Below are 21,548 nucleotides of genomic sequence, written 5' to 3'. Positions count from 1 at the left end.
TTTTTAATGCATTAAAATGAATCATAAAGTTTTATTTTTGCTTTTTTGTGGTGCATTAAGTCTTTTATTGCTATAAAACATTAGATTTATTATTTTTATTTCATTGAAATGGAAAATAATATATAAAAATATGATTTGGCATAAAGTTACTTTTATTTAAGATGCGTGAAAAATAAGTCTGCTTGGAATGTCTTTTGATTAAAAAACAGGCTTATTTTTTTATTGGAAAAGTGGCATGAAAATAGCTAGGTAATTTTCGATCTTTAAGGGGTTTTTCTTTTGACTGAATTTTTCCAACTGGTAAAACATCATTAAATAAATGATTTTTTAGTAAAAAACTGGAATGAGACATGCTGAAAGGGAAACGGTTGTAGTGTTGAATGCTATGCAAAAGTCTAGTATTTATTAAAAAACGATAATGTGAGCACTGATTTGAAGTCAACTTTTTTTACGGTCACTGTATTCTCAACCATTATTGCATGCATGCCGATGGGGTATGCAAAAACACCTGCCCAAGCAGATAAAGTACTCCGTGTTGCTTTTGAAGCACCAGATGATGGTTTTGACATGGTTAAAACTTTTAATTTTTACAGTGGTAATGTTGCCGATGTGATTTTTGAAAGATTGCTACAATATGATTATCTGGCTAGCCCAGTGAAATTGGTTCCGTCCACAGCAGAAAGCCTACCTGTCATTCAAAAAAATGGTCAGATTTATATATTTAAAATAAAGCCTGGGATTTATTTTACTGATGATCCAGCATTTAAAGGCATGCGTAGGGAGTTGGTTGCTGAGGATTATGTCTATTCCATTAAGCGGATACTCGATCCTAAAAATCATGCCTCATCATTTTCTTTTATTGATAATAAAATCGTCGGTGCCAATGCACTGGTTGACCAAGCTAAAAAAACCGGCACATTTAACTATGATGCCAAGATTGAAGGTGTTAAGGCACTGGATAAATATACGATTCAATTTACCTTGACGCAACCTGATTATAATTTTCCTTATATTCTAGCCTATAGTAGCTTTGGCGCAACTGCGCGTGAAGTTGTTGAATATTATAAAGATCGTTTGGCTATGCATCCTGTGGGAACAGGGCCCTATATGCTGAGTAAATATGTGCCCCGCAGCAAGATCGAATTGGTGGCCAATCCAGATTACCGCGGTTTTGTCTGGAATTTTAAATCCACAGGCACGGCTTGGGATGATCAACTGGTCAAAGAAATGAGTGGCAAGCAAATGCCGCAAATTGGCAAAGTCAATATCAGCATTATCGAAGAAGAACAATCACGTTGGCTCGCCTTTCAGTCCAAGCAACTGGATTTTGATAAGGTCACTTCAAATGCAATTCCTAAAGTGCTTGATCAAAATAATCAGTTAAAAGCAGAAATGCAAAGACAGGGTATACGTCTTTATGCCAATAAAGAGGCGGAGATTACCTATTCGATGTTGAATATGCGTGATCCTATTGTTGGTGGTAATAGCCTAGATAAAATTGCGTTAAGACGTGCCATCGCGATGTCCTTTAATGTCAATGAATATATCCGTATTTTAAGAAAGGGACAGGCGGTTAAGGCAGAAATGCTAGTACCAGCTGGCGTAAGTGGATATAACCCGAATTACCGCAGCAGCATCGGTTATAACCCGGTATTGGCCAATAAATTATTGGATCATTTTGGTTATAAAAAAGGCAGCGATGGTTATCGTAATTTGCCTAATGGCAAACCTCTAACCTTAAAAATAAATACCGAGAGTGGCACATCTTCCGTAATGTATTCTGAGTTATGGAAGAAAAATTTAGATGCAGTCGGGATTCGGGCAGACTTTAAAGTCAGTAATTTTGCCGATAACTTAAAAGCCGCAACCCAGTGTCAATACATGATGTGGAGTGGGGCATGGCATGCGGATTATCCTGAAGGTGAAAATTTCACGCAGTTACTTTATGGCCCGAATGTTGGACGAGGTAATCAGTCCTGTTATCAGTCTAATGCCTATGACAATCTATACAAACAAGCCATGCAGCAACCCCCTGAAAAACGGATGCCATTCTATGAAAAAATGAGTCGCCAAATCGAAGCAGACAATACTTGGATTTTACAAGATACACGGATTCGCAACTGGTTGATTCAACCTGAAGTACAGGGCTTTAAGGCCCATCCGATCATGAATACCAATTGGCAATATTTAGATATTGTTTCACCAACTCAAAAATAAGCGATGCATTTATGATGAAGCAGAATTTTAAACTTTCGATGCAACACATGAGTGTGGCGCTGTTGTTGGGGACAACATTAAGTCTAGGGGTAACGATTACAGAAGCGAAAAGCCCAGCGGATCCTAAAAAAGTACTTCGTTATGCTTTTCCAGTCGCAGAAACGGGTTTTGATCCCGTTGCCACGCAAGATTTATATTCTGCACATATTCTTTATTCGGTATTTGAAACCCTTTATACCTACGATTATTTAGCTTCTCCTGCCAAATTGGTGCCAAAAACGGCAGTGGCATTACCTGAAGTGAGTGCAGATGGTTTGACCTATACCATTCGGATTCAGAAAGGGATTTATTTCACCCCTGATCCTGCATTTCAAGGCAAGCCGCGTGAACTCACTGCTGCTGATTATGCGTATTCATTTAAACGCTTACTTGATCCAAATCTACATTCACCAAACAGCTGGTTGTTCGAAGATAAAATCGTGGGCATTGAACCATTTATTCAACAAGCCAGTAAAACTGGGAAATTTAATTATGATCAGCCGATGGCGGGGATACAAACACCTGATCGGTATACTTTGGTGATCCGTTTAAAAGAACCGAATCATAATTTTCCGATGCTGTTGGCGCATCAACCGACGGGTGCAGTGGCGCGCGAGGTGATTGAAAAATATCGGGATAAAGCGGGTTATGTGATGGGGCGACCTGTCGGAACAGGCCCTTATATGCTGTCACACTGGACACCGGGTTCTCGGATTATTCTGAAAGCAAATCCAGATTATCGTGGTTTTATCTGGGATTTTAAGTCCAGTGATCCTGCCGATCAGAAAATCGTGCAACAAATGCAAGGCAAGAAAATGCCGCAGATTGGTGTAGTTGATATTCAGGTGATTGAAGAATCGCAATCTGGATGGCTGTCTTTTCAGAAAGATGGACTGGATTTATTTACCTTGGATGGTGAGTTACCCGTACAGGCCTTAGATCAAGATGGCAAATTAAAACCTGAACTTGCCAAGAAGGGTATCCAGCTATCGCGTATCTTAGATCCGTCGATTGACTATCTGTATTGGAATATCCAGAACCCTGTGGTAGGGGGCTTGAGTAAGGACAAGATTGCACTGCGCCGTGCCATGTCTATGGCAATTTCCAAAGATAAATTCATTAGTATTTTAGCCAAAGGCAATGCTCAAAAATTAGAGTCGCCAATTCCCTTTGGTGTGGCAGGGCATGATCCAAATTATAAAAGCAGCATTCCTTATTCAGTCAAGGCAGCCAATCTGTTACTGGATCGCTATAACTATAAAGTCGGTAAGAACGGCTGGCGGACTCTACCGGATGGCAAACCTTTAGTAATTGAGTTTATGCCTTCAACCAGTAGTGCCCGTAGTATGCAAATGGCAGAATTGCTGAAAAAAGATCTGACCAATATCAAAATTAATATGGTGTCAAAACCCGTTCCATTTGCTGAAGGTTTAAAAGCAGAAAAACAATGTAAGACCATGTTTAAGGCCTCCGCTTGGATTGCAGACTACCCTGATGCAGATAACTTTGTGCAGTTGTTCTATGGCAATAATATCCATGCGACCAACCATACCTGCTTTAAATTACCAGAATATGATCGTCTCTATGAGCAATCACAGAAACTGGATGACAGTCCTGAGCGTGATCTGCTGTATCGCAAAATGTCACGGCTGTTAGAGTTTTATTCACCTGTACAGTTCATGTCGACTCGCTACCGTACTGTAGTCGCTCAACCGCGTGTGATTGGTTATAAAAAGCATCCGGTATTACCCGCAGAGTGGATGTACATCGATATTCAAGACAAGAAATAACAAACAGATTAAATTGGAGAGAGAAATGGCGAAAAAAATATTACAACGATCAACACTGGGGCTGTTATCCCTGGCAGCGCTAGGCATGAGCCAAGGTATTTGGGCTGAAAATACCCGAACGACTTTACCAATTTTAAAAACCAGTGAAAGTGCGCAATGGTGTGATGCCAATGTGCAGACCTTAAAGCAGCGCATCGCTCAACTCGAAAAACAAACCGTAACCGCTCAATCTGATGCGGCACCTGTCTTGGCAGAGTGGGATCAACTGATGGCCAGCTTTGAAGATTTTTCAGGGCCGATTAGCCTGTATAGCAATGTCGATCCTGATGCGAAATTGCGTAAAGCGGCAGAAGACTGTGAGGTCAAACTCAATCAACTACAGACGGAAATTTATCAAAATCCAAAACTGTATCAACGTTTTAAAAACACCAAAGCCAAGGATGCGATTGACCGTAAATATCGGCAGGATATCCTCGATGCCTTTGAAGATACTGGGGTACAACTTCCCCCTGCAAAAAGAGCACGGGTCAAAACGATTTTTGATGAGCTCACCAAACTTTCACAAGAGTTCTCCCGTAATATTCGTGATAACCCGGAAAAATTAGAATTTACGCCAGCCGAATTGAAAGGACTACCTGACAGCTATCTTGCAGGCCTAAAGAAAAATGACAAAGGTAACTATTTATTAGGCTTTGAATATCCAGAGTACCAACCGTTTATGGAGTTGGCAGACAGCGATGCGGCACGGAAACGTTATCAAACCGCATTTACACGCCGTGGTACTGAAAAGAATTTAGTTTTACTGAAACAGATTATCGATTTGCGTTATGAATTGGCGCAGCAATTTGGTCAGCCAAGTTATGCTGACTGGGCTTTAAAGAAGCGCATGGCCAAAACACCCAAAACGGTCAATACGTTCTTGTCCGATGTGCATCAAGTGGTTGCACCCTTAGAGCAAAAAGAAGTACAAGAATTACGTGCATTTAAAGCCAAAACCTTGAACATTGCTTTAGAACAAGCCGAAATTAACCGCTGGAATGTCAATTACTGGAGTGAAAAACTCCGCAAGGAAAAATACCAGATTGATCAAGAAAAACTCCGTGATTATTTCCCGACATTGGCCGCTCAAAAATGGTTATTTGCGATTTCATCTGATCTATATGGCATTGAGTTTAAACCCGCCAAAGTCGCTAAATGGCAAGATGAAGTTGAATATTACGATGTTACCGATAAGAAGACGGGTGAAGTCCTTGGCGGTTTATACATGGATAAATTTCCGCGTGAAGGCAAGTATGGTCATGCGGCGGTGTGGGGTGTTTATGGGGGCAGTACGCTCAGCAAGCGTAAACCCATTTCGGTATTGGTCACCAACTTTAACCGCAAAGGTTTAAACAGTGATGAACTGGAAACTTTTGTACATGAGTTTGGACATGCTTTGCATGGCATTTTATCGAAAACCCGTTATTCAGGTCAGTCAGGGACTTCAGTCGAACGAGACTTTGTTGAAGCACCTTCACAAATGTATGAAGAGTGGGCGCGTCGTAAAGAAACCTTAGCTAAAGTGGCCGACTATTGTGATCCTGCTTGCCCACGCGTCGATGATGCACTGATTGCACGTCTTAAATCAGTCCATAATTATGGACGTGGTCTGCGCTATGCACGTCAAACCCTTTATGCGCAATATGACATGGCGTTACATGGTGCGGATGCACTGAAAGTACAGCCGATGGATGTCTGGAAAAAAATGGAGTCTGCAACTGCATTGGGCTACGTACCGAATACTGAATTCCCGGGACAGTTTGGTCATTTGATGGGGTATCAAGCGGGTTATTACGGTTATATGTGGTCTGAGGTATTGGCCCTGGATATGTTATCTGCTTTTGGTGACAACCTGAATAATCCGGAAGTTGGCCAGCGTTACCGTCAAACGATTTTGTCGCAAGGCAGTCAGAAAGATGCTGCACAATTGGTCAAAGACTTTTTAGGCCGAGAACCAGATAACAAAGCTTTCTTTAATGAAATTACAGGTCAACGGGTTAAATAAGGATTTGCCATTATGCTTGCTTATGTCGTGCGTAGACTATGGCAAATGATCCCGACCATGTTGGGTGTTATTTTGCTGATTTTCTTCTTGTTTAACTGGGTTGGAGGTGATCCTGCATATATCTTGGCAGGGAAGATGTCTAACCCCGAGCAAATTGAAAACATCCGTAAACAGTTGGGCGTTGACCAACCGTATTATGTACAGCTTTGGATTTTTATTAAGCAGATTCTGACCTTTGACTATGGTGCAAGCTGGAGTACAGGAGAGTCCGTTTCGCAGATTATTCTGACCCGTTTAGGGCCATCGTTGACCTTATTGATTCCACTGACCATTTTACAAACTGTCATTTCTATCATCTTGGCGTTGGCGGTTGCATCGGTTCGTGGTTCATTGACCGATCGTATGGTGATGATGCTGTGTACCATTGGCATGTCGATCAGTATCTTGGTTTATATCATCGTATTTCAATATGTTTTGGCGTATCAACTCAGTTGGTTCCCGGTACAGGGCTGGAGTGATAGTTTTAGCCAAAATCTATTCCATTATGCCTTGTTGCCTATTTTGATCATGTTGGTGGTCAGTATTGCCCCGACGTTGCGTTTATATCGCAGCTTTGTGCTGGATGAAATCAATCAAGATTATGTCCGTACAGCACGTGCTAAAGGCGTGGGGGAGTCTCGGGTTCTTGGTGTGCATGTATTGCGGAATGCCTCGATTCCGATTGTGACCGAAGTGATGGCCAGTTTGCCTGCCTTGTTGATCGGAGCTTTCCTGATCGAACGTTTCTTTGGTATTCCCGGAATCGGCCGTGAAATTATTATTGCTGTTGAACGTAGTGATTTTCCAGTGATTAAAGCGATTACCGTATATATCGCTGCGGTGACCATGATTTTTAACCTGATCGCCGATCTGATTTATAAGCTCCTCGATCCTCGTGTACAGCTGAAGTAGGAGGATGAAGATGCTTAATACAATTTTTAAAGGCAAAGTCTCTTCAAATGATTCAACAGCTGCAACAGGTTTATGGCAACTGGCATTACGGCGTTTGAAAGCAGATCGTATCGCTGTCGTTTCTTTTATTGTGGTGCTGTTCTATTTCATTTTATTGGCGTTATCCATGACGGGGGTAATTGCATCAAACTGGAATAAAGAAGTGGCCGTCAGTTATGCGCCGCCGACATTTTTAGGTGCAGATAAAGAGTTAGACCAAATCAAAACCAAGACGGAAACAGCTGCCGCTTTGCCTGAAAATCCAGTTGATCCCTTGAAAGAGGTGATTCAACAATTGAATGCAGAAATTAAAAAGGAACAACAAAACGGTTCTCCTATAGATAACTATGGCATGGTTGATCCATTGGCTGAGGATATGCAGCAGATTGATCAGCAGCTCGGTGGACATTTACTGGATCAAAAACAAGAATTAAAAACCACCTTGGCTTTTGGTGCAGATAAATGGGGACAAGATGTATTGCTCAAAACCATTAAAGGAGCTGAGACTTCAATTCTAGTCGGCTTACTGTCAGCAGTATTGGCCGTCGTGATTGGTACTTTCTTAGGCGCCATTGCCGGTTATTTTGGTGGCTGGGTCGACGATGTACTGAACTGGTTCTATAACATTTTTACCTCGATCCCTTATTTGCTATTGGTATTGGCTATTGCCGCAGTCCTACAACAAAAAGGCATTCTGTCGATTGTGTTAATTCTTGGATTGACGGGATGGACAGGTGTTTTCCGCTTGATACGTGCTGAATATATGAAGCATAAATCACGGGAGTATGTGCTTGCGGCCAAAGCCATTGGTGTCAGCCATTTACGTCGTATGTTCGTGCATATCTTTCCGAACGTCAGTCATATTGCCTTGGTACAGATTTCGATTTTGGTGGTGTCATTTATCAAATCCGAAGTGATTCTCAGCTTCCTCGGTTTTGGCGTACCTGTGGGGGTGGTGTCTTGGGGCAGTATGTTGAATGAAGCGCAAAGTGAGTTGATCTTGGGCAAATGGTGGCAATTGGCAGCGGCATCGATCGCAATGGCGGTTTTGGTCACAGCATTCTCAATGTTTACCGACGCATTGCGTGATGCTTTAGATCCTAAGTTGAAATAGCGGAGAGATAATTATGCAAGATCAAAATGAAACGACGCTATTACATGTCGACAATCTGCATGTCAGCTTTAAAGGTGAAAATAAACAGTGGATTGAAACGGTCAAAGGTATTTCATTTTCCATTCCTAAAAACAAGACCGTGGCTTTGGTTGGAGAGTCGGGTAGTGGCAAATCGGTCACCTCCCTTGCGGTGATGGGGTTGTTGCCCAAAGGGCAAAGCCAGATTGCAGAACAGAGCCAAATCAGCTTTGAGGGAAAAGATTTACTGAATTTATCGGCTAAAGAAATTCGAAAGATCTGTGGTAAAGACATTGCCATGATTTTTCAGGAACCGATGTCCTCACTGAATCCAGTCTTTACTGTAGGCGACCAGATTGCCGAGGTATTGTGTATTCATTTAGGTATGGGGCGCAAGCAAGCGCGAGGACGTGTATTAGAGCTACTTCGAGAAGTGGGTATACCAGCACCCGAAACCAAGATTGATGCCTATCCGAGTCAGCTTTCAGGAGGCCAGCAGCAACGGGTGATGATTGCGATGGCAATTGCCTGTGAACCTAAGCTGTTGATTGCGGACGAACCAACTACGGCTTTGGATGTCACGATTCAGAAGCAGATTATTGATTTACTGGAGTCTTTACGGCAACGTCATGAAATGTCGATGCTGTTTATTACCCATGATCTGGCTTTGGTCGGGGAAATCGCAGATGAAGTGATTGTGATGCGTCATGGTGAAATTCGTGAAAATGGCCCAGTTAAACAGGTGCTGGAACAACCACAAGATGTGTATACCCGTGCTTTGCTGCATTGTCGTCCACAGCTCTCGACTCGTCCATATCGTTTGCCTGTGACCAGTGATTTTATGAAGCAGGACGAAAATGGACAACTGATCGAAGCCACCAATCTGTCTGATCTAAACTTGAAACAACGTGTCCGTGGTCTGACTGGCGAAGAACCCATTGTTTTAGATGTCAAAGACCTGAAAAAGTCGTTTTATAGCCGTAAGGGCTTGTGGGGACGTGACGAGTTTCAAGCGGTGAAAGGGGTTTCTTTTCAGCTTGCAAAAGGTAAAACTTTAGGGCTGGTTGGCGAGTCAGGTTCAGGTAAAACCACTGTGGGCTTGTTGCTGATGCGTTTACATGAAGCAACCGGCGGACAGGCATTGATTGGTGGAAAAGATATTCTTGCCATGAGTGAGAAAGAGTTTTGTCAGTACCAGCGCAAGATTCAGATTATTTTCCAGAATCCGTATGCATCGCTTAATCCCCGTTTTACCATCGGACAGATTCTATTGGAACCGATGCGAATTCATGGCATTGGTCAAAATGATGCAGAACGTAAAAAGATTGCTTTGGAATTACTGGAAAGGGTAAGCCTACCGGCGCAAGCATATGATCGCTATCCGCATGAGTTTTCTGGCGGGCAGCGACAACGGATTGCGATTGCACGTTGCTTGACCTTAAAACCAGAGATTTTGATTTGTGATGAATCGGTTTCTGCGCTGGATGTATCGGTACAAGCACAGGTGCTGAATTTATTGCAGGACCTGCAAGACGAGTTTGGTTTGAGTTATATCTTTATTTCTCATGATTTATCGGTGGTGAAATATATTTCAGATCAGGTAATGGTCATGAATCATGGTGAGTTGGTGGAAATCGCCAATTCGGATGAACTGTACCTCCATCCACAACATGAATATACCAAAAAGTTGCTGAATGCGATTCCTCAGGGGATTGCCCACCCTCATTAAAAGCAAGGCATAAAAAAACGCTCTGATCAGAGCGTTTTTTTATTTTAAAGGAAAAAAGATTAGAACTTTTTAAAACCTTTATTGAAACCAATGGTTTTACGACCATTATTGTTGTTGCTATTTGCGCCTGAACGTTGCTGTGATTGATCTTGTTCGTCATCACGGCGTTGTTGACGGAGGTAACCACCACGACGCGCGGCCATAGGTTTGTCGGCCATACGCTCGGTACGACGTTTTGCCATACCGAATAAACCTGTCCCTTGACGTGGTTTTAATTCCACTGATTTTGCCAAGTTGTCGATATCGGTTTTATCCAGTTCCATCCAGCGACCTGTACGTAACTCACGCGGTAAAATGACCGTGCCATAACGGGTACGCAATAAGCGGCTGACTTTCAGGCTTTGTGATTCAAAGATACGGCGAACTTCGCGGTTACGACCTTCTTTCACCACCACTTGATACCAACGGTTGATCCCGTCACCACCAATTTCAGAGAATGATTCAAACTTGGCTGGACCATCTTCAAGCTCAACCCCTTTCAGCATGTTATTGCGAATTTGAGGTGTCACTTCGCCCATCACACGAACCGCGTATTCACGTTCAACTTCGTTTGAAGGGTGCATTAAACGGTTGGCAAGTTCACCATCATTGGTGAATAACAACAAACCAGTACTGTTAATGTCCAGACGACCGACCATGACCCAGCGGTCATTGGCGATTTGCGGCAAATGATCAAATACGGTAGGACGCTTTTCAGGGTCATTGCGTGAGCAAATTTCACCTTCTGGCTTATAGTAAATTAAAACACGACGACGGATTTCGTCTTCAATTTGGAATTGTACTTTACGACCATCGATACGAAGCTCATCACCTGGTTCGATACGTTCACCGACTTGGGCAATCTGACCATTGATACTGACACGACCAGCAGCAATGACTTCCTCCATATAGCGACGCGAGCCTAACCCGACTCTCGCTAAAACCTTTTGTAATTTTTCACTCATGACAGCACAACCTTAGACATAATGATCAACAGTTCACCTTCTCAAGACTTCGGTGCATGTGCATCGAGAGCCATGAATGCTTCCTTGGCGTTCTGCAGGGGAGGCAATTGGCCTAGCGAAGCTAAACCAAATGCATTTAAAAATTGGGGCGTTGTAATTAACAACGCAGGTCTTCCAGGTAAATCTCTGAAACCAGCTTCTTTAATCCAGTTCCAGTCAAAAAGCGTTCTTAAATTCTGGCTATTGTTGGACACACCACGAATTTGTTCAATATCAGCACGCGTGACGGGCTGATGGTAAGCAATCACTGCGACTGTTTCGAGCAATGATGGTGATAATTTGGTTGGGCGTTCTGGCCAAACCTGTGCAATCACATTTCGATATTTAGCACGTACCTGAAAGCGGAAACCTTGCGCCGTTTCAATTAACTCGATGGATCGGCCATGTTGCAACATCGCAAGTTGCTGTAAAAACGTACGTAATTGTTGCTTATTATATTGGTTTTGAAAGGCTTCTTTTAGGCGCGCAAGAGAAACTGGGGAGTCACTGGCGAATAAAATCGCTTCAATTTGCAATAAAACCTCATGATGAATGTCTTCAAAGGACATGCCTTCATTCTGCTCAAATTGATCTAAACTCATGCCGTCACTCCTTGAATCGTTAAGGGAGCTTCAATTCCGGTATGAATAATTTGAATTTTTTGCTGACGTGTCAGTTCAAGTACCGCCATAAACGTCACAACCATACCCATACGGCCTTGCATCGGATTTAATAATTCAATAAAACTCAAGGCTTCACCTGATGCTAGTTGGCTTTCAATAAAGGCAATACGTTCTTCTAAGAGGACGGGCTCTTGTGCGACCACATGGGTGATCGGTTCTGGGCGGTTGAAGACGCAAAATAAAGCATCATGTAAGGCAGCAACATCATAGCCTTCATAAATCGGGGCAATATGCCCAATACTGACATTGGTGCTAAAAGTATCGCGCTCGAAAATTGGCATTTGCCCCAATCGTTCCGCCGCTTGCTTGATACGTAAATAGGTTTCTAAACGATCAATCAATTCCTGTTTCGGATCTTTTTCAAACTGATCAACAGCAACAGGTTTTGGTAGAAGTAGACGTGATTTCAGATCAGCCAGTAATGCAGCCATCACCATATAATCTGCAGTTAATTCGATATTGAGTGATTTCATACTATCCATATAGGATAGATATTGGGTTGCAATCGGAGAAATATCGACCTGCAATAAATCAAAGCCATTTTTTTGAATCAGATAGATCAGAAAGTCTAAAGGACCTTCAAATTGTTCCAGTAAAATTTCAAACGCAGCAGGGGGTATATATAAATCTTCAGGTATGACTTCTTGCCACTCGTCAAGCACGCGAATGGAAGGAGTGGACTCCAATGTTTGGGGGAGAATTTGGTTCATTACCGTTATAAGCCACGCGAATTTTCAAAAGCATGAAAGATATAATTTTGTGTGCAAGGAGGGCACATGCTACCAAGAGCAAGTCTATTCTAATCGAAATTGCCAATTTAATAAATTACTGACTTACAAAAACCTTAAACTTCTCAGGGTATTTTCTGTATTTATGCAAGATTATATCGGCTATAGAAAAAACATATGCTTAAATGAGCAGCGAAATCATTATTTTATTTAAATGATAAATTGCCATGAAACAATATTTAAAAACACAACAAAACTCATTTGGACAAACCGTTGGCTTTGCCTTAGACCATCCACCTAGTCAGCCAATCAGCAGCGATCTTGTCAGTCGCTCCCTAAGACTGATTCATATCGTCGGTGAAATCTCTGATCAGGCAGCTAGTCAGATTTGGCAAGTGGTTGCCACAGAGCCCAATGCAGCATGCTGGACTTATTTACCTTATGCTGCACCGCAAAGCCAGTTTTTGTTAAAACAGGATTTGCAAAATCGATTTGGTTTTAATGGCTCTACACATTTCCTCATAGAAGTCGATGGGGAAATTCAAGGCTGGATTGCATTGTTAAATCCAAGACTGGAGCTGGGGGTAATTGAGATCGGTAATGTTTATTTTTCTCATCGAATGAAAAAATCTAAAGCTTCAACTGAAACGATATTTTTACTGTTACAACAATGTTTTGCCCATGGGTTTAGGCGTGTAGAGTGGAAGTGTGATGATTGTAATGCACCTTCTAAAGCTGCTGCTTTACGGTTTGGTTTTCAGTACGAAGGTTTATTCCGTCAAGATCGGATTACCAAAGGGCATAACCGTAATACCGCATGGTTTTCAATCCTCGATGAGGAGTGGCCTGATTTAGAAAAAATCTATCAGCAATGGCTTAGTCCTGATAATTTTGATGCACAAGGTTTTCAGAAACAGCGGCTATCTGATTTCTTTATAAATTAAAAATCAGTGTTTATTCAAAAGCACTGACATCACCGACACCACGACGTACGATTTCAGGATTTTCTCCAGATAAATCCACAATACTGGTGGTGGATAAGGTACCGAAGCCGCTGTCGATAAATACATCTATACGTTTGCCTAACTGGTTTTCAATATCATAAGGATCATCCAGCGGATCTTTTTGCTCAGGCAAAATCAGGGTGCTGGTTAGCAGCGGTTCACCCAGTTCTTGTAATAAGGCCTGTGCAACAGGATTACTTGGAATACGCAGACCAATGGTTTTTTTCTTTGGATGCATTAATCGTTTTGGCACCTCGCTAGTCGCGGGCAAAATAAACGTTGTGACTGCGGGGGTGTTGTTTTTCAATAAGCGATACATGGCATTATCGACTTTGGCATAGGTCGCAATGTCAGATAAATCACAACACATAATCGCATATTGATGTTTCGGGCCTAAGCCACGGATTTGCGCAATTCGTTCCATTGCGTTTTTATTGCCGATTTGGCAACCAATTGCATAGGCGGCATCGGTAGGATACACCACCACATCACCTGCACGAATACGTTCTACCGCTTGGGTAATTAAGCGAGCCTGTGGATTCTCAGGATGAATATGTAAATGCAACATCTTTGAACTCCCTGATCTATATGGCTAAATTTAGTATGAAACGGGTTATGGTTAAGTTGCAAGCATTAGATGTGACAATTTTGTCTTTTAATCAAGGTGTTCGCGTTTAAATTCATCTCGTTGTAATGGTGTGCTATTCCGTGTGCAATGGCAGATGTAATGAATGAAATGCGCTGCGTCGCGTGGCAATTTAGCTTCGCCAGAAAAATAACGCTGTACTTGTGCAAAGACATGATCTTTAAATTGTTGGCCATTGCCGCTGTCGCCGGTTAAATTATCCAAAGAGACACGAAATTTCCGACCAAAGGCAGTTGCGAATAGCCATTCAATTGCTTGGGGTTTGATTTCGACTTGTTCAAATAAGGCTTGTTGTTCAGCCGTCCTGCCATCTGGTGCATACCAATACCCAAGATCAGGCAGTAGGCGACGTTGCGCGCCAGAAATGCTCCAATGGCTAATTTCATGCAGCGCACTATTAAAGAAACCGTGGGCAAATTGGATTCTTGCGGGCTGTCCATTTTCTGATGGGAAATATTCTGGTTCAAAATCACCTTTAACTAGTGTCACATTATGGTGGGAAAACCAGTGATTAAAGTGTAAAATAAGCCAATCAACCTGTTCTGGTTCTGATGTTAACTTTTGCCAAGATGAGCGTTGCACTTGATCTGGCGTTAATGCAGGAGCAGAGGTTGAATGGGTGCTTACGAGTAATGAAGTTGTTACTTCAAGTTGCGGCTGCAACAGGTGCATTGCTTAATTTACCCCGAGTTCTGTCTAAAGAAGTGCAAAATTGTATCTTAATCTTTGACAGAGTACCGATGAATTTGTAGAATTGCCGCCTTAATTATGTCAGCAAATACCTTTCCGGCACAGATTGAGCCGTTTAAATGGGCTGAACAGGGCTTTACATGGTCAGGCACACTGCCATTGTCTCGCTTTGCTCGTATTGCTCGTGAAGCTGTTGGATCAATTAATGATCGATTGATCAACGTAGACTGTAAGCTATCAATGGATGCATATCATCGTATTGTATGGCTGGATGGACATATTGAAACGAAAGTTCCAATGGAATGCCAACGTTGTTTGGATACCGTTGAAACTGAACTTGTTTCAAGCTTTCATTTGGCTTTGATCGATGATGAGTCACTGATAGAGCGCTTGGATGAGGATGCTGATTTCATCGTTTTAGGTGAAAGTGAGTCTTCGAAAAAAGGTGATTTTGATACACCTGCTTCGATTGATTTGCTCGCACTACTAGAAGATGAACTGTTATTGTTGATGCCTTTATCTCCCAAGCATGATGTTTGTGAGCATAAACATCGACCTGCCATTCAGGACGTTGTCGAAGAGAAGCGGGATAACCCGTTTGATGTTTTGGCAAGTTTGAAGGGTAAACTTAACTCATAATTTGTGATATAATGTTGAGTTAAGACAACTGAATTTGTTTCTGATCCATTTTTTCGATCTTTGTAAGGAGCCATCATGGCCGTTCAGCAAAACCGTAAAAGTCGCTCTCGCCGTGACATGCGCCGTTCACATGACGCTTTAACCGAGAATGCATTATCTGTAGACCAAACTACTGGTGAAACTCATCGTCGTCACCACGTGACTAAAGACGGTATTTACCGTGGTCGTCAATTATTCGCTAAAGCAGCTGATGCTGAATAATTGAACCATATGCATTAAGCGTTAGCTTAAAGTATAGAAAAAATGGGAGCGAAAGCTCCCTTTTTTGTTGTTTTTCGCAATTAAAAAACGATTTAATCAATGGTAAATTGCCGCATCGGAAAAGAGTCTGTTGTCATTCTCATGTAGAATCATGGGAGTTGATCAAATTGGCGATAGACCATTTTAAGGATTTTTATATGTCGACTAAACGACTTGAGCAGGCAGCTCAGGCAACAAAAACAGCATTTGTTTTTCCTGGTCAGGGTTCACAAAAAGCAGGTATGTTGGCTGAACTTGCAGAGCAATTTAGTGTCGTTCAAGATACATTTGCAGAAGCATCAGCAGCACTCGGTTTTGATCTGTGGCAGATTGCCCAGAGTGGTGAAGGCTTAGACCAAACTGAAAATACTCAACCTGTGTTATTGACAGCAAGCATTGCTTTATGGCGTGTGTGGTTAGAACTGGGTGGAATTGTGCCAAAGTACCTTGCTGGGCACTCTTTAGGGGAATACAGTGCGCTTGTTGCGGCAGAAGCAATGACTTTAGCTGATGCGGTTAAACTGGTTCATTTGCGTGGCAAATTGATGCAGGGTGCTGTTCCTCAGGGTACAGGTGCCATGGCTGCGATTCTTGGCTTGGCGGATGAAAAAGTGATTGAGCTTTGTCAGAATGCCAATGCCTCTGCTGCGGGACAAGGCTCGGTTGAAGCTGCAAATTATAATGCACAAGGGCAGGTTGTGATTGCAGGTAGCACGGCTTTGGTTCAACAAGTCATGGCAGAAGCAAAAGAACAATCAGGTAAGGCCATCGCATTGCCTGTTTCGGTGCCTTCACATTGTACCTTGATGAAGCCAGCCGCAGAAAAGTTTGCGGAAGCTTTGGAACAAACTGCCATTGAGCTACCATGCCTTCCTGTAATACAAAATGTCAACGCGGAAATCGCGACAGATGTTGCCCAGTTACGTCAGGCATTAACGGCTCAGTTGTATCAGTCAGTTCAATGGACACGGACCATGCAATATCTGCAAGATCAGGGTATTCAGTATGTGGTTGAATGTGGACCAGGTACCGTGCTCAGTAATCTTGCCAAGCGATTACCGAACATAGAAAAAGCATTTGCCATTGATAGCAAAGCACGTATGGAAGATGCCCTAAACGCAGTGTTAGTGGCAGAAGGAAAAATTGCATGACACAACAACGAAAAGTTGCGTTAGTGACAGGAGCAAGCCGCGGTATTGGCGCAGCGATTGCACAGCAACTCATTCAAGACGGTTTTTTTGTAGTTGGTACCGCGACTTCTGAAGCAGGCGCGCAAAAATTGACAGAAAGCTTTGCTGAGCATGGAACAGGCGCTGTACTGGATGTTCGCGATGGCGCAGCCATTGATGCACTGGTATCAGACATTGAGCAAAAATATGGTTCAGTGTTGGTATTGGTCAACAATGCAGGCATTACCAAAGATAATTTGTTGCTTCGTATGTCTGAAGATGATTGGGATGACATTCTCAATATCCATCTGAAAGCCGTTTACCGCTTGTCTAAGCGTGTATTGAAAGGCATGACCAAAGCGCGTTTTGGTCGCATTATTAATATCAGTTCGGTGGTTGCACATTTTGCCAATCCTGGACAAGCAAACTACTCGGCAGCAAAAGCAGGAATTGAAGCATTCAGTCGTAGCTTAGCCAAAGAGATGGGGAGCCGTCAGATTACAGTGAACAGTGTTGCACCTGGTTTCATTGCCACTGAAATGACTGATCAGTTAAGCGAAGAGATTCGTAAAAAAATGACTGATCAAGTCGCTTTAAATCGTTTAGGTGAACCTCAAGATATTGCGGATGCAGTGAGTTTCCTTGCCAGCGATAAGGCTAGTTACATTACTGGTACAGTTTTACATGTAAATGGTGGTCTATACATGGCCTAAGTGGCGATGTATAAACTTTTAAAAAATTTAATATTCAATTAAACTAGTGGCAAATTAAAACGCCACAAGCAATGAGGAGAATTCCTGTGAGCGATATCGAACAACGCATCAAACAAGCTGTAGCTGAACAATTAGGTATGCGTGCTGAAGAGATTAAGAACGAAGCATCTTTCATGGATGACTTAGGTGCTGACTCTTTAGATTTGGTTGAACTTGTAATGTCTTTCGAAAATGATTTTGACATCACGATTCCAGATGAAGATTCAAACGAAATCACAACTGTTCAATCTGCAATCGATTACGTAACTAAGAAACTTGGTTAATCATCTTGCATGATCAAAAGCCACCGCAAGGTGGCTTTTTTGTGTGTAATGCTTTCGCAACAGAATGTTTTTAATTAAGTTCTATGGCATATACATATATTTACAAGACCGCTTTAAATTGAAACTCGAGTGATTTATTTTTTCTGTATAACTAGATGTAGGTCGATTTTGACCATATGCGGTTTATAATTACAGAGGAAATAACAATGGGTCTTTTTGATTTTGTTAAAGGTATTGGTAAGAAAAATACAGCGCCTGCAGAGCCTCAAGCTGCGCCAGCAACACCAGCTGAACCTTCAGCTCAAGAGATTGCAAATAAATTATTAGGTTTGATTAAAAGTTTAGGTCTTGGGGTTGAAGGCTTGGCTGTGACATATAACGGCACAACGGATACTGCAACAATTAAAGGGCAAGTTAAAAGTCAGGCAGATAAAGAAAAGATCGTACTTGCTGTAGGAAATACCGATCATGTCGCACAAGTGGATGATCAGATGACGGTAGAAAGTCCTGAGCCAGAAAGTAAATTCTACACGGTAAAATCAGGCGACAACTTGTCGAAGATTTCAAAAGAGTATTATGGTGATCCAAACCAATACAATAAAATCTTTGAAGCTAATCGTCCATTACTTAAAAATGCAGATGATATTTTCCCAGGACAAGTTTTACGTATTCCACAATAATCTGTGAGTATTAAAAAAGGCGCTTGATGCGCCTTTTTTAATAAAAAATTTTTGAAAAAATTAACGATTTCTGGAGCGTTTAAAAGCGTTTTGGAAGCTTTTGCCCATTGGGTACGGGTGTTTCTGCCTGTTTTAATACACCAAATAACCAGGTTTCAGCATGCTGAACCGCAATTTTTAAAGAATCACCTAGGGCCAAACGTCCAGCAATGAAACTTGCCAATGAACAACCTGAACCGTGGTATTGACCTTCTAAGCGAGGACAGCGGCTCTCAGCCAGCATTTTGCCATCGGCATAAAGCACGTTACGGATATGATCTGGAGTGTCTTCATGGCCGCCTTTAACCAATACTGCTTTTGCACCCATTTCAAACAGTTTATGGGTCGCTTGTTCAATATCATCCAGACCAGTTAAGGCTCTTAGCTCAACCGTATTGGGGGTGATCACCGTCGCCAAAGGAATCAATTCTACAAAGGCTTTGACTAAGGTCGCCTGATCGCCGAGTGAACCGCCACTATTTGCGACCAGTACTGGATCGAGCACATAGAGATAATCGGGATGCTCACGTAAAAATTCAGCCAGTGCCGCAATATTATCAGTTGTGCCGAGCATACCTGACTTCACACATTTAATTGGCAAGTCAGCAACCACTGCATTGGCTTGCGCCAAGAGTAATTCTTTGGAAGTGGCTTCAAAACCGAACACTTGTTGTGAGTTTTGAATGGTTAAAGCAGTACAGGCAATGGCTGCATGTGCGCCACTTTGTCCAATTGCTTCAATATCGGCCTGTAGGCCAGCTCCACCCGATGGATCTAAACCTGAAAAACAAAGTACGGTTGGGCGCACTGCAATTTCCTTTTATTCTTCAATCTACGGTAGTATAGGGAAGTTTCGAGAAACTCTCGACACTGTTGTGTAAGACTGCAAGAGATTGAACGAATGACGATCAAAAATATTCTCATCGATTTAGATGGAACCTTAACCGATCCTAAAATTGGGATTCATGGTTCAATTCGTTTTGCATTAGAAAAATTAGGCCAGCCTGTCGCTGATGATGTGGATCTGGACTGGACTATTGGGCCGCCACTCAAAGCATCTTTGGCAAAATTACTGAATACCCAAGATGATGCGTTGGCTGAACAGGCTCTGTTGGCTTACCGTGAACGTTTTTCGGTCATTGGCTTATTTGAAAATGAGGTTTATCCAAGCGTCGTCGAGACTTTGCAACAATTACAAGCACAAGGTTATGCTTTGTTCTTAGCGACAGCCAAGCCCATCATTTATGCCAAGCAGATTCTGGCTCATTTTCAGTTGGATCAATATTTTACCGAAATGTATGGCAGTGAACTGACTGGTGAGCGAACCAATAAGGCTGACTTAATTGCCTATATTCTTGAGCAACAACAACTGGATGCTCAGCATTGCATTATGGTGGGGGATCGCCAATATGACATTATGGGCGCACGTGCCAATGGCATTGAAACCATTGCAGTGAATTATGGCTATGGTCGAGCAGAGGAGTTGGCTCAGGCACAACCCGTGAGCCAAATTTCACAATTTAGTCAACTGCTTATAGCGATTGCTGAACTGAATGCAGAGCGGAAAGTATCATAAATATCGATGACATAAAAAAGCCTCGAATGATCGAGGCTTTTTATTTTCATCAGAGATTATGTTTGAGACGATATTGCACCAGTTCATCGATACTGATTACCGTAAGACCATGGGTTTGTGCATAAGCAAGCACTTGGATATCCGACGCCATTGAACCATCTGGATTGGTCAATTCACAGAGTACTCCAGCTGGTTTTAAACCTGCCAAACGTGCTAAATCAATGGTTCCTTCAGTATGGCCACGACGGCTCAACACACCACCTTCACGCGCGCGTAAAGGAAAAACATGACCTGGGCGATTGAGGTCACTCGCTACGGCACCTGCTTGGGTTGCTGCCAAAACGGTGGTGACGCGATCTTTGGCTGAAACACCCGTGGTCACGCCTTGTGCGGCTTCGATCGTTACGGTAAATGCGGTTTTGAATTGGCTAGAATTGTCGACCACCATGGGTGGAAGTTCTAAATGATCAGCCAAGGCTTCAGTTAGGCATAAACACACAATACCTGAACCATCCCGAATCATTTGTGCCATGGTTTCAACGCTCAGTGTTTCCGCCGCGATAATCAGGTCTGCTTCATTTTCACGGTCAAAGTCATCCATCACCAACACAGGTTTGCCTTGGCGGATGTCTTCTAAAGCTTGTTGAATACGTTGTTCAGCAGGAGGAAGGGCTGAAAAGAAAAGTTCGGGTTGAATTAAACTGGACATAATGAAACGCTCTCGTAATTAGGATACGGTTGAACATTTCAGGACTGATGTAAAAATAAGCGTGCACAAAAACAACGCCAAAAGCGTGTTCTAGTGATTTCGTCTTCTTTCATCCGGACTATACCGTCGGCTTTGGTTTCTCACCAAATCTGCGAGTATATATAAATATATACAGGCTCGTGGGCTGATTAGGTCATTGGGTTGCAAGGCCTAACTTACCACCGGTGGGGAATCTCACCCCGCCCTGAAGCGATGTGCCTTGATTATAGCCAGATTTTTATGCGAAAAGGCAACTTTTTATAGAATGAATCGTTCTATAAAAATGAAAAAAAGAACTGAGCCGCCATTCAGATCTTGCTGCCGATCTGTGAAATTGGCAATCGCATCAAATTGAGCATACACTCAATAGATAAAACAATAATCATGAGCAGGGATTAGTAAAATGGAGAAAGTAGCGAAAACTGAGCTAGAACAATTAGCGCAACAATTACATCGACCGGTGATGAGTCTTCAAGCATTTTCTCAATTATCTAGTCAAGATTTGGCTTGGCTCAATCAGCAATTACAACGCACCCTTGAGCATGAAGATCAGAAAATGAATCAGAGCTTATATCAGACTCCTTTTTTTCTACGTTGGTTGTTCCGAGATCGATAAGGGGGATGGA

22 protein-coding genes and 1 riboswitch are annotated in these 21,548 nt (G+C 42.4%); of the genes, 15 read left to right on the top strand and 7 right to left on the bottom strand.

What is annotated here, in order from left to right; all coding sequences use genetic code 11:
* Window positions 1-432 precede the first annotated feature (432 nt).
* Genes F895_RS14990 through F895_RS15015 form a run of 6 tightly spaced genes read left to right on the top strand, consistent with a single transcriptional unit; the run spans window position 433 to window position 9,941 of the window.
* Window positions 433-2,217 carry an ABC transporter substrate-binding protein gene (locus tag F895_RS14990; RefSeq protein WP_010589902.1) on the top strand — a complete coding sequence of 595 codons (1,785 nt, stop codon included), beginning with the start codon at window positions 433-435 and terminating at the stop codon, window positions 2,215-2,217.
* An 11-nt stretch (window positions 2,218-2,228) separates the two neighbouring features.
* The gene (locus tag F895_RS14995) at window positions 2,229-4,046 is read left to right on the top strand and encodes an ABC transporter substrate-binding protein (RefSeq protein WP_005239318.1); all 1,818 of its coding nucleotides are present in this window, start codon (window positions 2,229-2,231) and stop codon (window positions 4,044-4,046) included.
* A gap of 25 nt (window positions 4,047-4,071) precedes the next feature.
* Window positions 4,072-6,090, top strand: coding sequence for a M3 family metallopeptidase (locus tag F895_RS15000; protein ID WP_005239317.1), 2,019 nt, complete (start codon window positions 4,072-4,074; stop codon window positions 6,088-6,090).
* A 12-nt stretch (window positions 6,091-6,102) separates the two neighbouring features.
* The gene (locus F895_RS15005; protein ID WP_004655290.1) at window positions 6,103-7,041 is read left to right on the top strand and encodes an ABC transporter permease; all 939 of its coding nucleotides are present in this window, start codon (window positions 6,103-6,105) and stop codon (window positions 7,039-7,041) included.
* A 10-nt stretch (window positions 7,042-7,051) separates the two neighbouring features.
* Window positions 7,052-8,194, top strand: coding sequence for an ABC transporter permease (locus F895_RS15010; RefSeq protein ID WP_005239316.1), 1,143 nt, complete (start codon window positions 7,052-7,054; stop codon window positions 8,192-8,194).
* Window positions 8,195-8,207: 13 nt separating this feature from the next.
* Window positions 8,208-9,941 (top strand): ABC transporter ATP-binding protein, encoded by a 1,734-nt coding sequence (locus F895_RS15015; RefSeq protein ID WP_005239315.1) that lies wholly within the window; start codon window positions 8,208-8,210, stop codon window positions 9,939-9,941.
* A gap of 59 nt (window positions 9,942-10,000) precedes the next feature.
* Here the strand turns inward: F895_RS15015 and rluB are convergent, their stop codons facing one another.
* Genes rluB through F895_RS15030 form a run of 3 tightly spaced genes read right to left on the bottom strand, consistent with a single transcriptional unit; the run spans window position 10,001 to window position 12,377 of the window.
* Entirely contained in the window at window positions 10,001-10,945 is a 945-nt protein-coding gene (rluB, locus tag F895_RS15020) for a 23S rRNA pseudouridine(2605) synthase RluB (protein WP_005239313.1), read from the bottom strand.
* A gap of 41 nt (window positions 10,946-10,986) precedes the next feature.
* Window positions 10,987-11,586 (bottom strand): SMC-Scp complex subunit ScpB, encoded by a 600-nt coding sequence (scpB, locus tag F895_RS15025; RefSeq protein ID WP_005239310.1) that lies wholly within the window; start codon window positions 11,584-11,586, stop codon window positions 10,987-10,989.
* Window positions 11,583-12,377 carry a segregation and condensation protein A gene (locus tag F895_RS15030; RefSeq protein WP_005239308.1) on the bottom strand — a complete coding sequence of 265 codons (795 nt, stop codon included), beginning with the start codon at window positions 12,375-12,377 and terminating at the stop codon, window positions 11,583-11,585. Before F895_RS15030 ends, scpB begins: the two co-directional genes overlap by 4 nt.
* A gap of 245 nt (window positions 12,378-12,622) precedes the next feature.
* On the opposite strand from F895_RS15030, the gene F895_RS15035 reads away from it, so the two are divergent.
* A complete protein-coding gene (locus F895_RS15035) occupies window positions 12,623-13,339 on the top strand; it encodes a GNAT family N-acetyltransferase (RefSeq protein ID WP_005239307.1) in 717 nt (238 codons plus the stop codon).
* A 10-nt stretch (window positions 13,340-13,349) separates the two neighbouring features.
* On the opposite strand, the gene F895_RS15040 is transcribed toward F895_RS15035, so the two are convergent.
* Window positions 13,350-13,967 (bottom strand): L-threonylcarbamoyladenylate synthase, encoded by a 618-nt coding sequence (locus F895_RS15040; RefSeq protein WP_005239305.1) that lies wholly within the window; start codon window positions 13,965-13,967, stop codon window positions 13,350-13,352.
* An 87-nt stretch (window positions 13,968-14,054) separates the two neighbouring features.
* Window positions 14,055-14,717 carry an elongation factor P hydroxylase gene (locus F895_RS15045; protein WP_005239301.1) on the bottom strand — a complete coding sequence of 221 codons (663 nt, stop codon included), beginning with the start codon at window positions 14,715-14,717 and terminating at the stop codon, window positions 14,055-14,057.
* Between the two features lie 96 nt (window positions 14,718-14,813).
* Between F895_RS15045 and F895_RS15050 the strand changes: the two genes are divergently transcribed.
* The 6 genes from F895_RS15050 (at window position 14,814) to lysM (ending at window position 18,559) form a co-directional block, all read left to right on the top strand.
* Window positions 14,814-15,374: a YceD family protein gene (locus tag F895_RS15050; protein ID WP_005239300.1), complete on the top strand. Its 561-nt coding sequence runs from the start codon at window positions 14,814-14,816 to the stop codon at window positions 15,372-15,374.
* Between the two features lie 75 nt (window positions 15,375-15,449).
* Window positions 15,450-15,635, top strand: a complete 186-nt coding sequence (gene rpmF, locus F895_RS15055) for a 50S ribosomal protein L32 (RefSeq protein ID WP_004638135.1) — start codon at window positions 15,450-15,452, stop codon at window positions 15,633-15,635.
* Window positions 15,636-15,832: 197 nt separating this feature from the next.
* Entirely contained in the window at window positions 15,833-16,825 is a 993-nt protein-coding gene (gene fabD / locus F895_RS15060) for an ACP S-malonyltransferase (RefSeq protein WP_010589901.1), read from the top strand.
* Entirely contained in the window at window positions 16,822-17,556 is a 735-nt protein-coding gene (gene fabG / locus F895_RS15065) for a 3-oxoacyl-ACP reductase FabG (RefSeq protein ID WP_005239296.1), read from the top strand. Before fabD ends, fabG begins: the two co-directional genes overlap by 4 nt.
* 86 nt (window positions 17,557-17,642) lie before the next feature.
* Window positions 17,643-17,879, top strand: coding sequence for an acyl carrier protein (gene acpP, locus F895_RS15070; protein ID WP_004655272.1), 237 nt, complete (start codon window positions 17,643-17,645; stop codon window positions 17,877-17,879).
* Between the two features lie 206 nt (window positions 17,880-18,085).
* The gene (lysM, locus tag F895_RS15075; RefSeq protein ID WP_005239294.1) at window positions 18,086-18,559 is read left to right on the top strand and encodes a peptidoglycan-binding protein LysM; all 474 of its coding nucleotides are present in this window, start codon (window positions 18,086-18,088) and stop codon (window positions 18,557-18,559) included.
* A gap of 79 nt (window positions 18,560-18,638) precedes the next feature.
* Here the strand turns inward: lysM and F895_RS15080 are convergent, their stop codons facing one another.
* Entirely contained in the window at window positions 18,639-19,406 is a 768-nt protein-coding gene (locus tag F895_RS15080) for a hydroxymethylpyrimidine/phosphomethylpyrimidine kinase (protein ID WP_005239293.1), read from the bottom strand.
* 93 nt (window positions 19,407-19,499) lie between these two features.
* On the opposite strand from F895_RS15080, the gene F895_RS15085 reads away from it, so the two are divergent.
* Window positions 19,500-20,174, top strand: a complete 675-nt coding sequence (locus tag F895_RS15085; protein ID WP_005239290.1) for an HAD-IA family hydrolase — start codon at window positions 19,500-19,502, stop codon at window positions 20,172-20,174.
* A 49-nt stretch (window positions 20,175-20,223) separates the two neighbouring features.
* Here the strand turns inward: F895_RS15085 and ribB are convergent, their stop codons facing one another.
* On the bottom strand, window positions 20,224-20,883 hold the full coding sequence (gene ribB, locus F895_RS15090; protein WP_005239288.1) for a 3,4-dihydroxy-2-butanone-4-phosphate synthase: 660 nt from the start codon (window positions 20,881-20,883) through the stop codon (window positions 20,224-20,226).
* Window positions 20,884-20,980: 97 nt separating this feature from the next.
* Window positions 20,981-21,138, bottom strand: a riboswitch (FMN riboswitch).
* 187 nt (window positions 21,139-21,325) lie between these two features.
* Here ribB and F895_RS15095 point away from each other — a divergent pair.
* Window positions 21,326-21,538 (top strand): hypothetical protein, encoded by a 213-nt coding sequence (locus F895_RS15095; RefSeq protein WP_005239287.1) that lies wholly within the window; start codon window positions 21,326-21,328, stop codon window positions 21,536-21,538.
* The last annotated feature ends 10 nt before the right edge of the window (window positions 21,539-21,548 follow it).

The organism is Acinetobacter sp. CIP 64.2, from assembly GCF_000369645.1.
In the GTDB taxonomy this organism is placed as follows: domain Bacteria; phylum Pseudomonadota; class Gammaproteobacteria; order Pseudomonadales; family Moraxellaceae; genus Acinetobacter.
The sequence above is the reverse complement of the archived record's forward strand: the minus strand, read 5'-3'. Positions and strand labels throughout refer to the sequence as shown.

Bases quoted from the DNA above. Each gene is read 5' to 3' on its own strand.
- F895_RS15005 (WP_004655290.1), top strand. From the start codon at position 6,103: ATGCTTGCTTATGTCGTGCGTAGACTATGGCAAATGATCCCGACCATG.
- F895_RS15045 (WP_005239301.1), bottom strand. From the start codon at position 14,717: ATGCACCTGTTGCAGCCGCAACTTGAAGTAACAACTTCATTACTCGTA.
- F895_RS15010 (WP_005239316.1), top strand. From the start codon at position 7,052: ATGCTTAATACAATTTTTAAAGGCAAAGTCTCTTCAAATGATTCAACA.
- scpB (WP_005239310.1), bottom strand. From the start codon at position 11,586: ATGAGTTTAGATCAATTTGAGCAGAATGAAGGCATGTCCTTTGAAGAC.
- F895_RS15035 (WP_005239307.1), top strand. From the start codon at position 12,623: ATGAAACAATATTTAAAAACACAACAAAACTCATTTGGACAAACCGTT.
- F895_RS15085 (WP_005239290.1), top strand. From the start codon at position 19,500: ATGACGATCAAAAATATTCTCATCGATTTAGATGGAACCTTAACCGAT.
- F895_RS15040 (WP_005239305.1), bottom strand. From the start codon at position 13,967: ATGTTGCATTTACATATTCATCCTGAGAATCCACAGGCTCGCTTAATT.
- F895_RS15050 (WP_005239300.1), top strand. From the start codon at position 14,814: ATGTCAGCAAATACCTTTCCGGCACAGATTGAGCCGTTTAAATGGGCT.
- rluB (WP_005239313.1), bottom strand. From the start codon at position 10,945: ATGAGTGAAAAATTACAAAAGGTTTTAGCGAGAGTCGGGTTAGGCTCG.
- F895_RS15030 (WP_005239308.1), bottom strand. From the start codon at position 12,377: ATGAACCAAATTCTCCCCCAAACATTGGAGTCCACTCCTTCCATTCGC.
- F895_RS15015 (WP_005239315.1), top strand. From the start codon at position 8,208: ATGCAAGATCAAAATGAAACGACGCTATTACATGTCGACAATCTGCAT.
- lysM (WP_005239294.1), top strand. From the start codon at position 18,086: ATGGGTCTTTTTGATTTTGTTAAAGGTATTGGTAAGAAAAATACAGCG.
- fabG (WP_005239296.1), top strand. From the start codon at position 16,822: ATGACACAACAACGAAAAGTTGCGTTAGTGACAGGAGCAAGCCGCGGT.
- rpmF (WP_004638135.1), top strand. From the start codon at position 15,450: ATGGCCGTTCAGCAAAACCGTAAAAGTCGCTCTCGCCGTGACATGCGC.
- F895_RS15000 (WP_005239317.1), top strand. From the start codon at position 4,072: ATGGCGAAAAAAATATTACAACGATCAACACTGGGGCTGTTATCCCTG.
- F895_RS15095 (WP_005239287.1), top strand. From the start codon at position 21,326: ATGGAGAAAGTAGCGAAAACTGAGCTAGAACAATTAGCGCAACAATTA.
- fabD (WP_010589901.1), top strand. From the start codon at position 15,833: ATGTCGACTAAACGACTTGAGCAGGCAGCTCAGGCAACAAAAACAGCA.
- F895_RS14995 (WP_005239318.1), top strand. From the start codon at position 2,229: ATGATGAAGCAGAATTTTAAACTTTCGATGCAACACATGAGTGTGGCG.
- ribB (WP_005239288.1), bottom strand. From the start codon at position 20,883: ATGTCCAGTTTAATTCAACCCGAACTTTTCTTTTCAGCCCTTCCTCCT.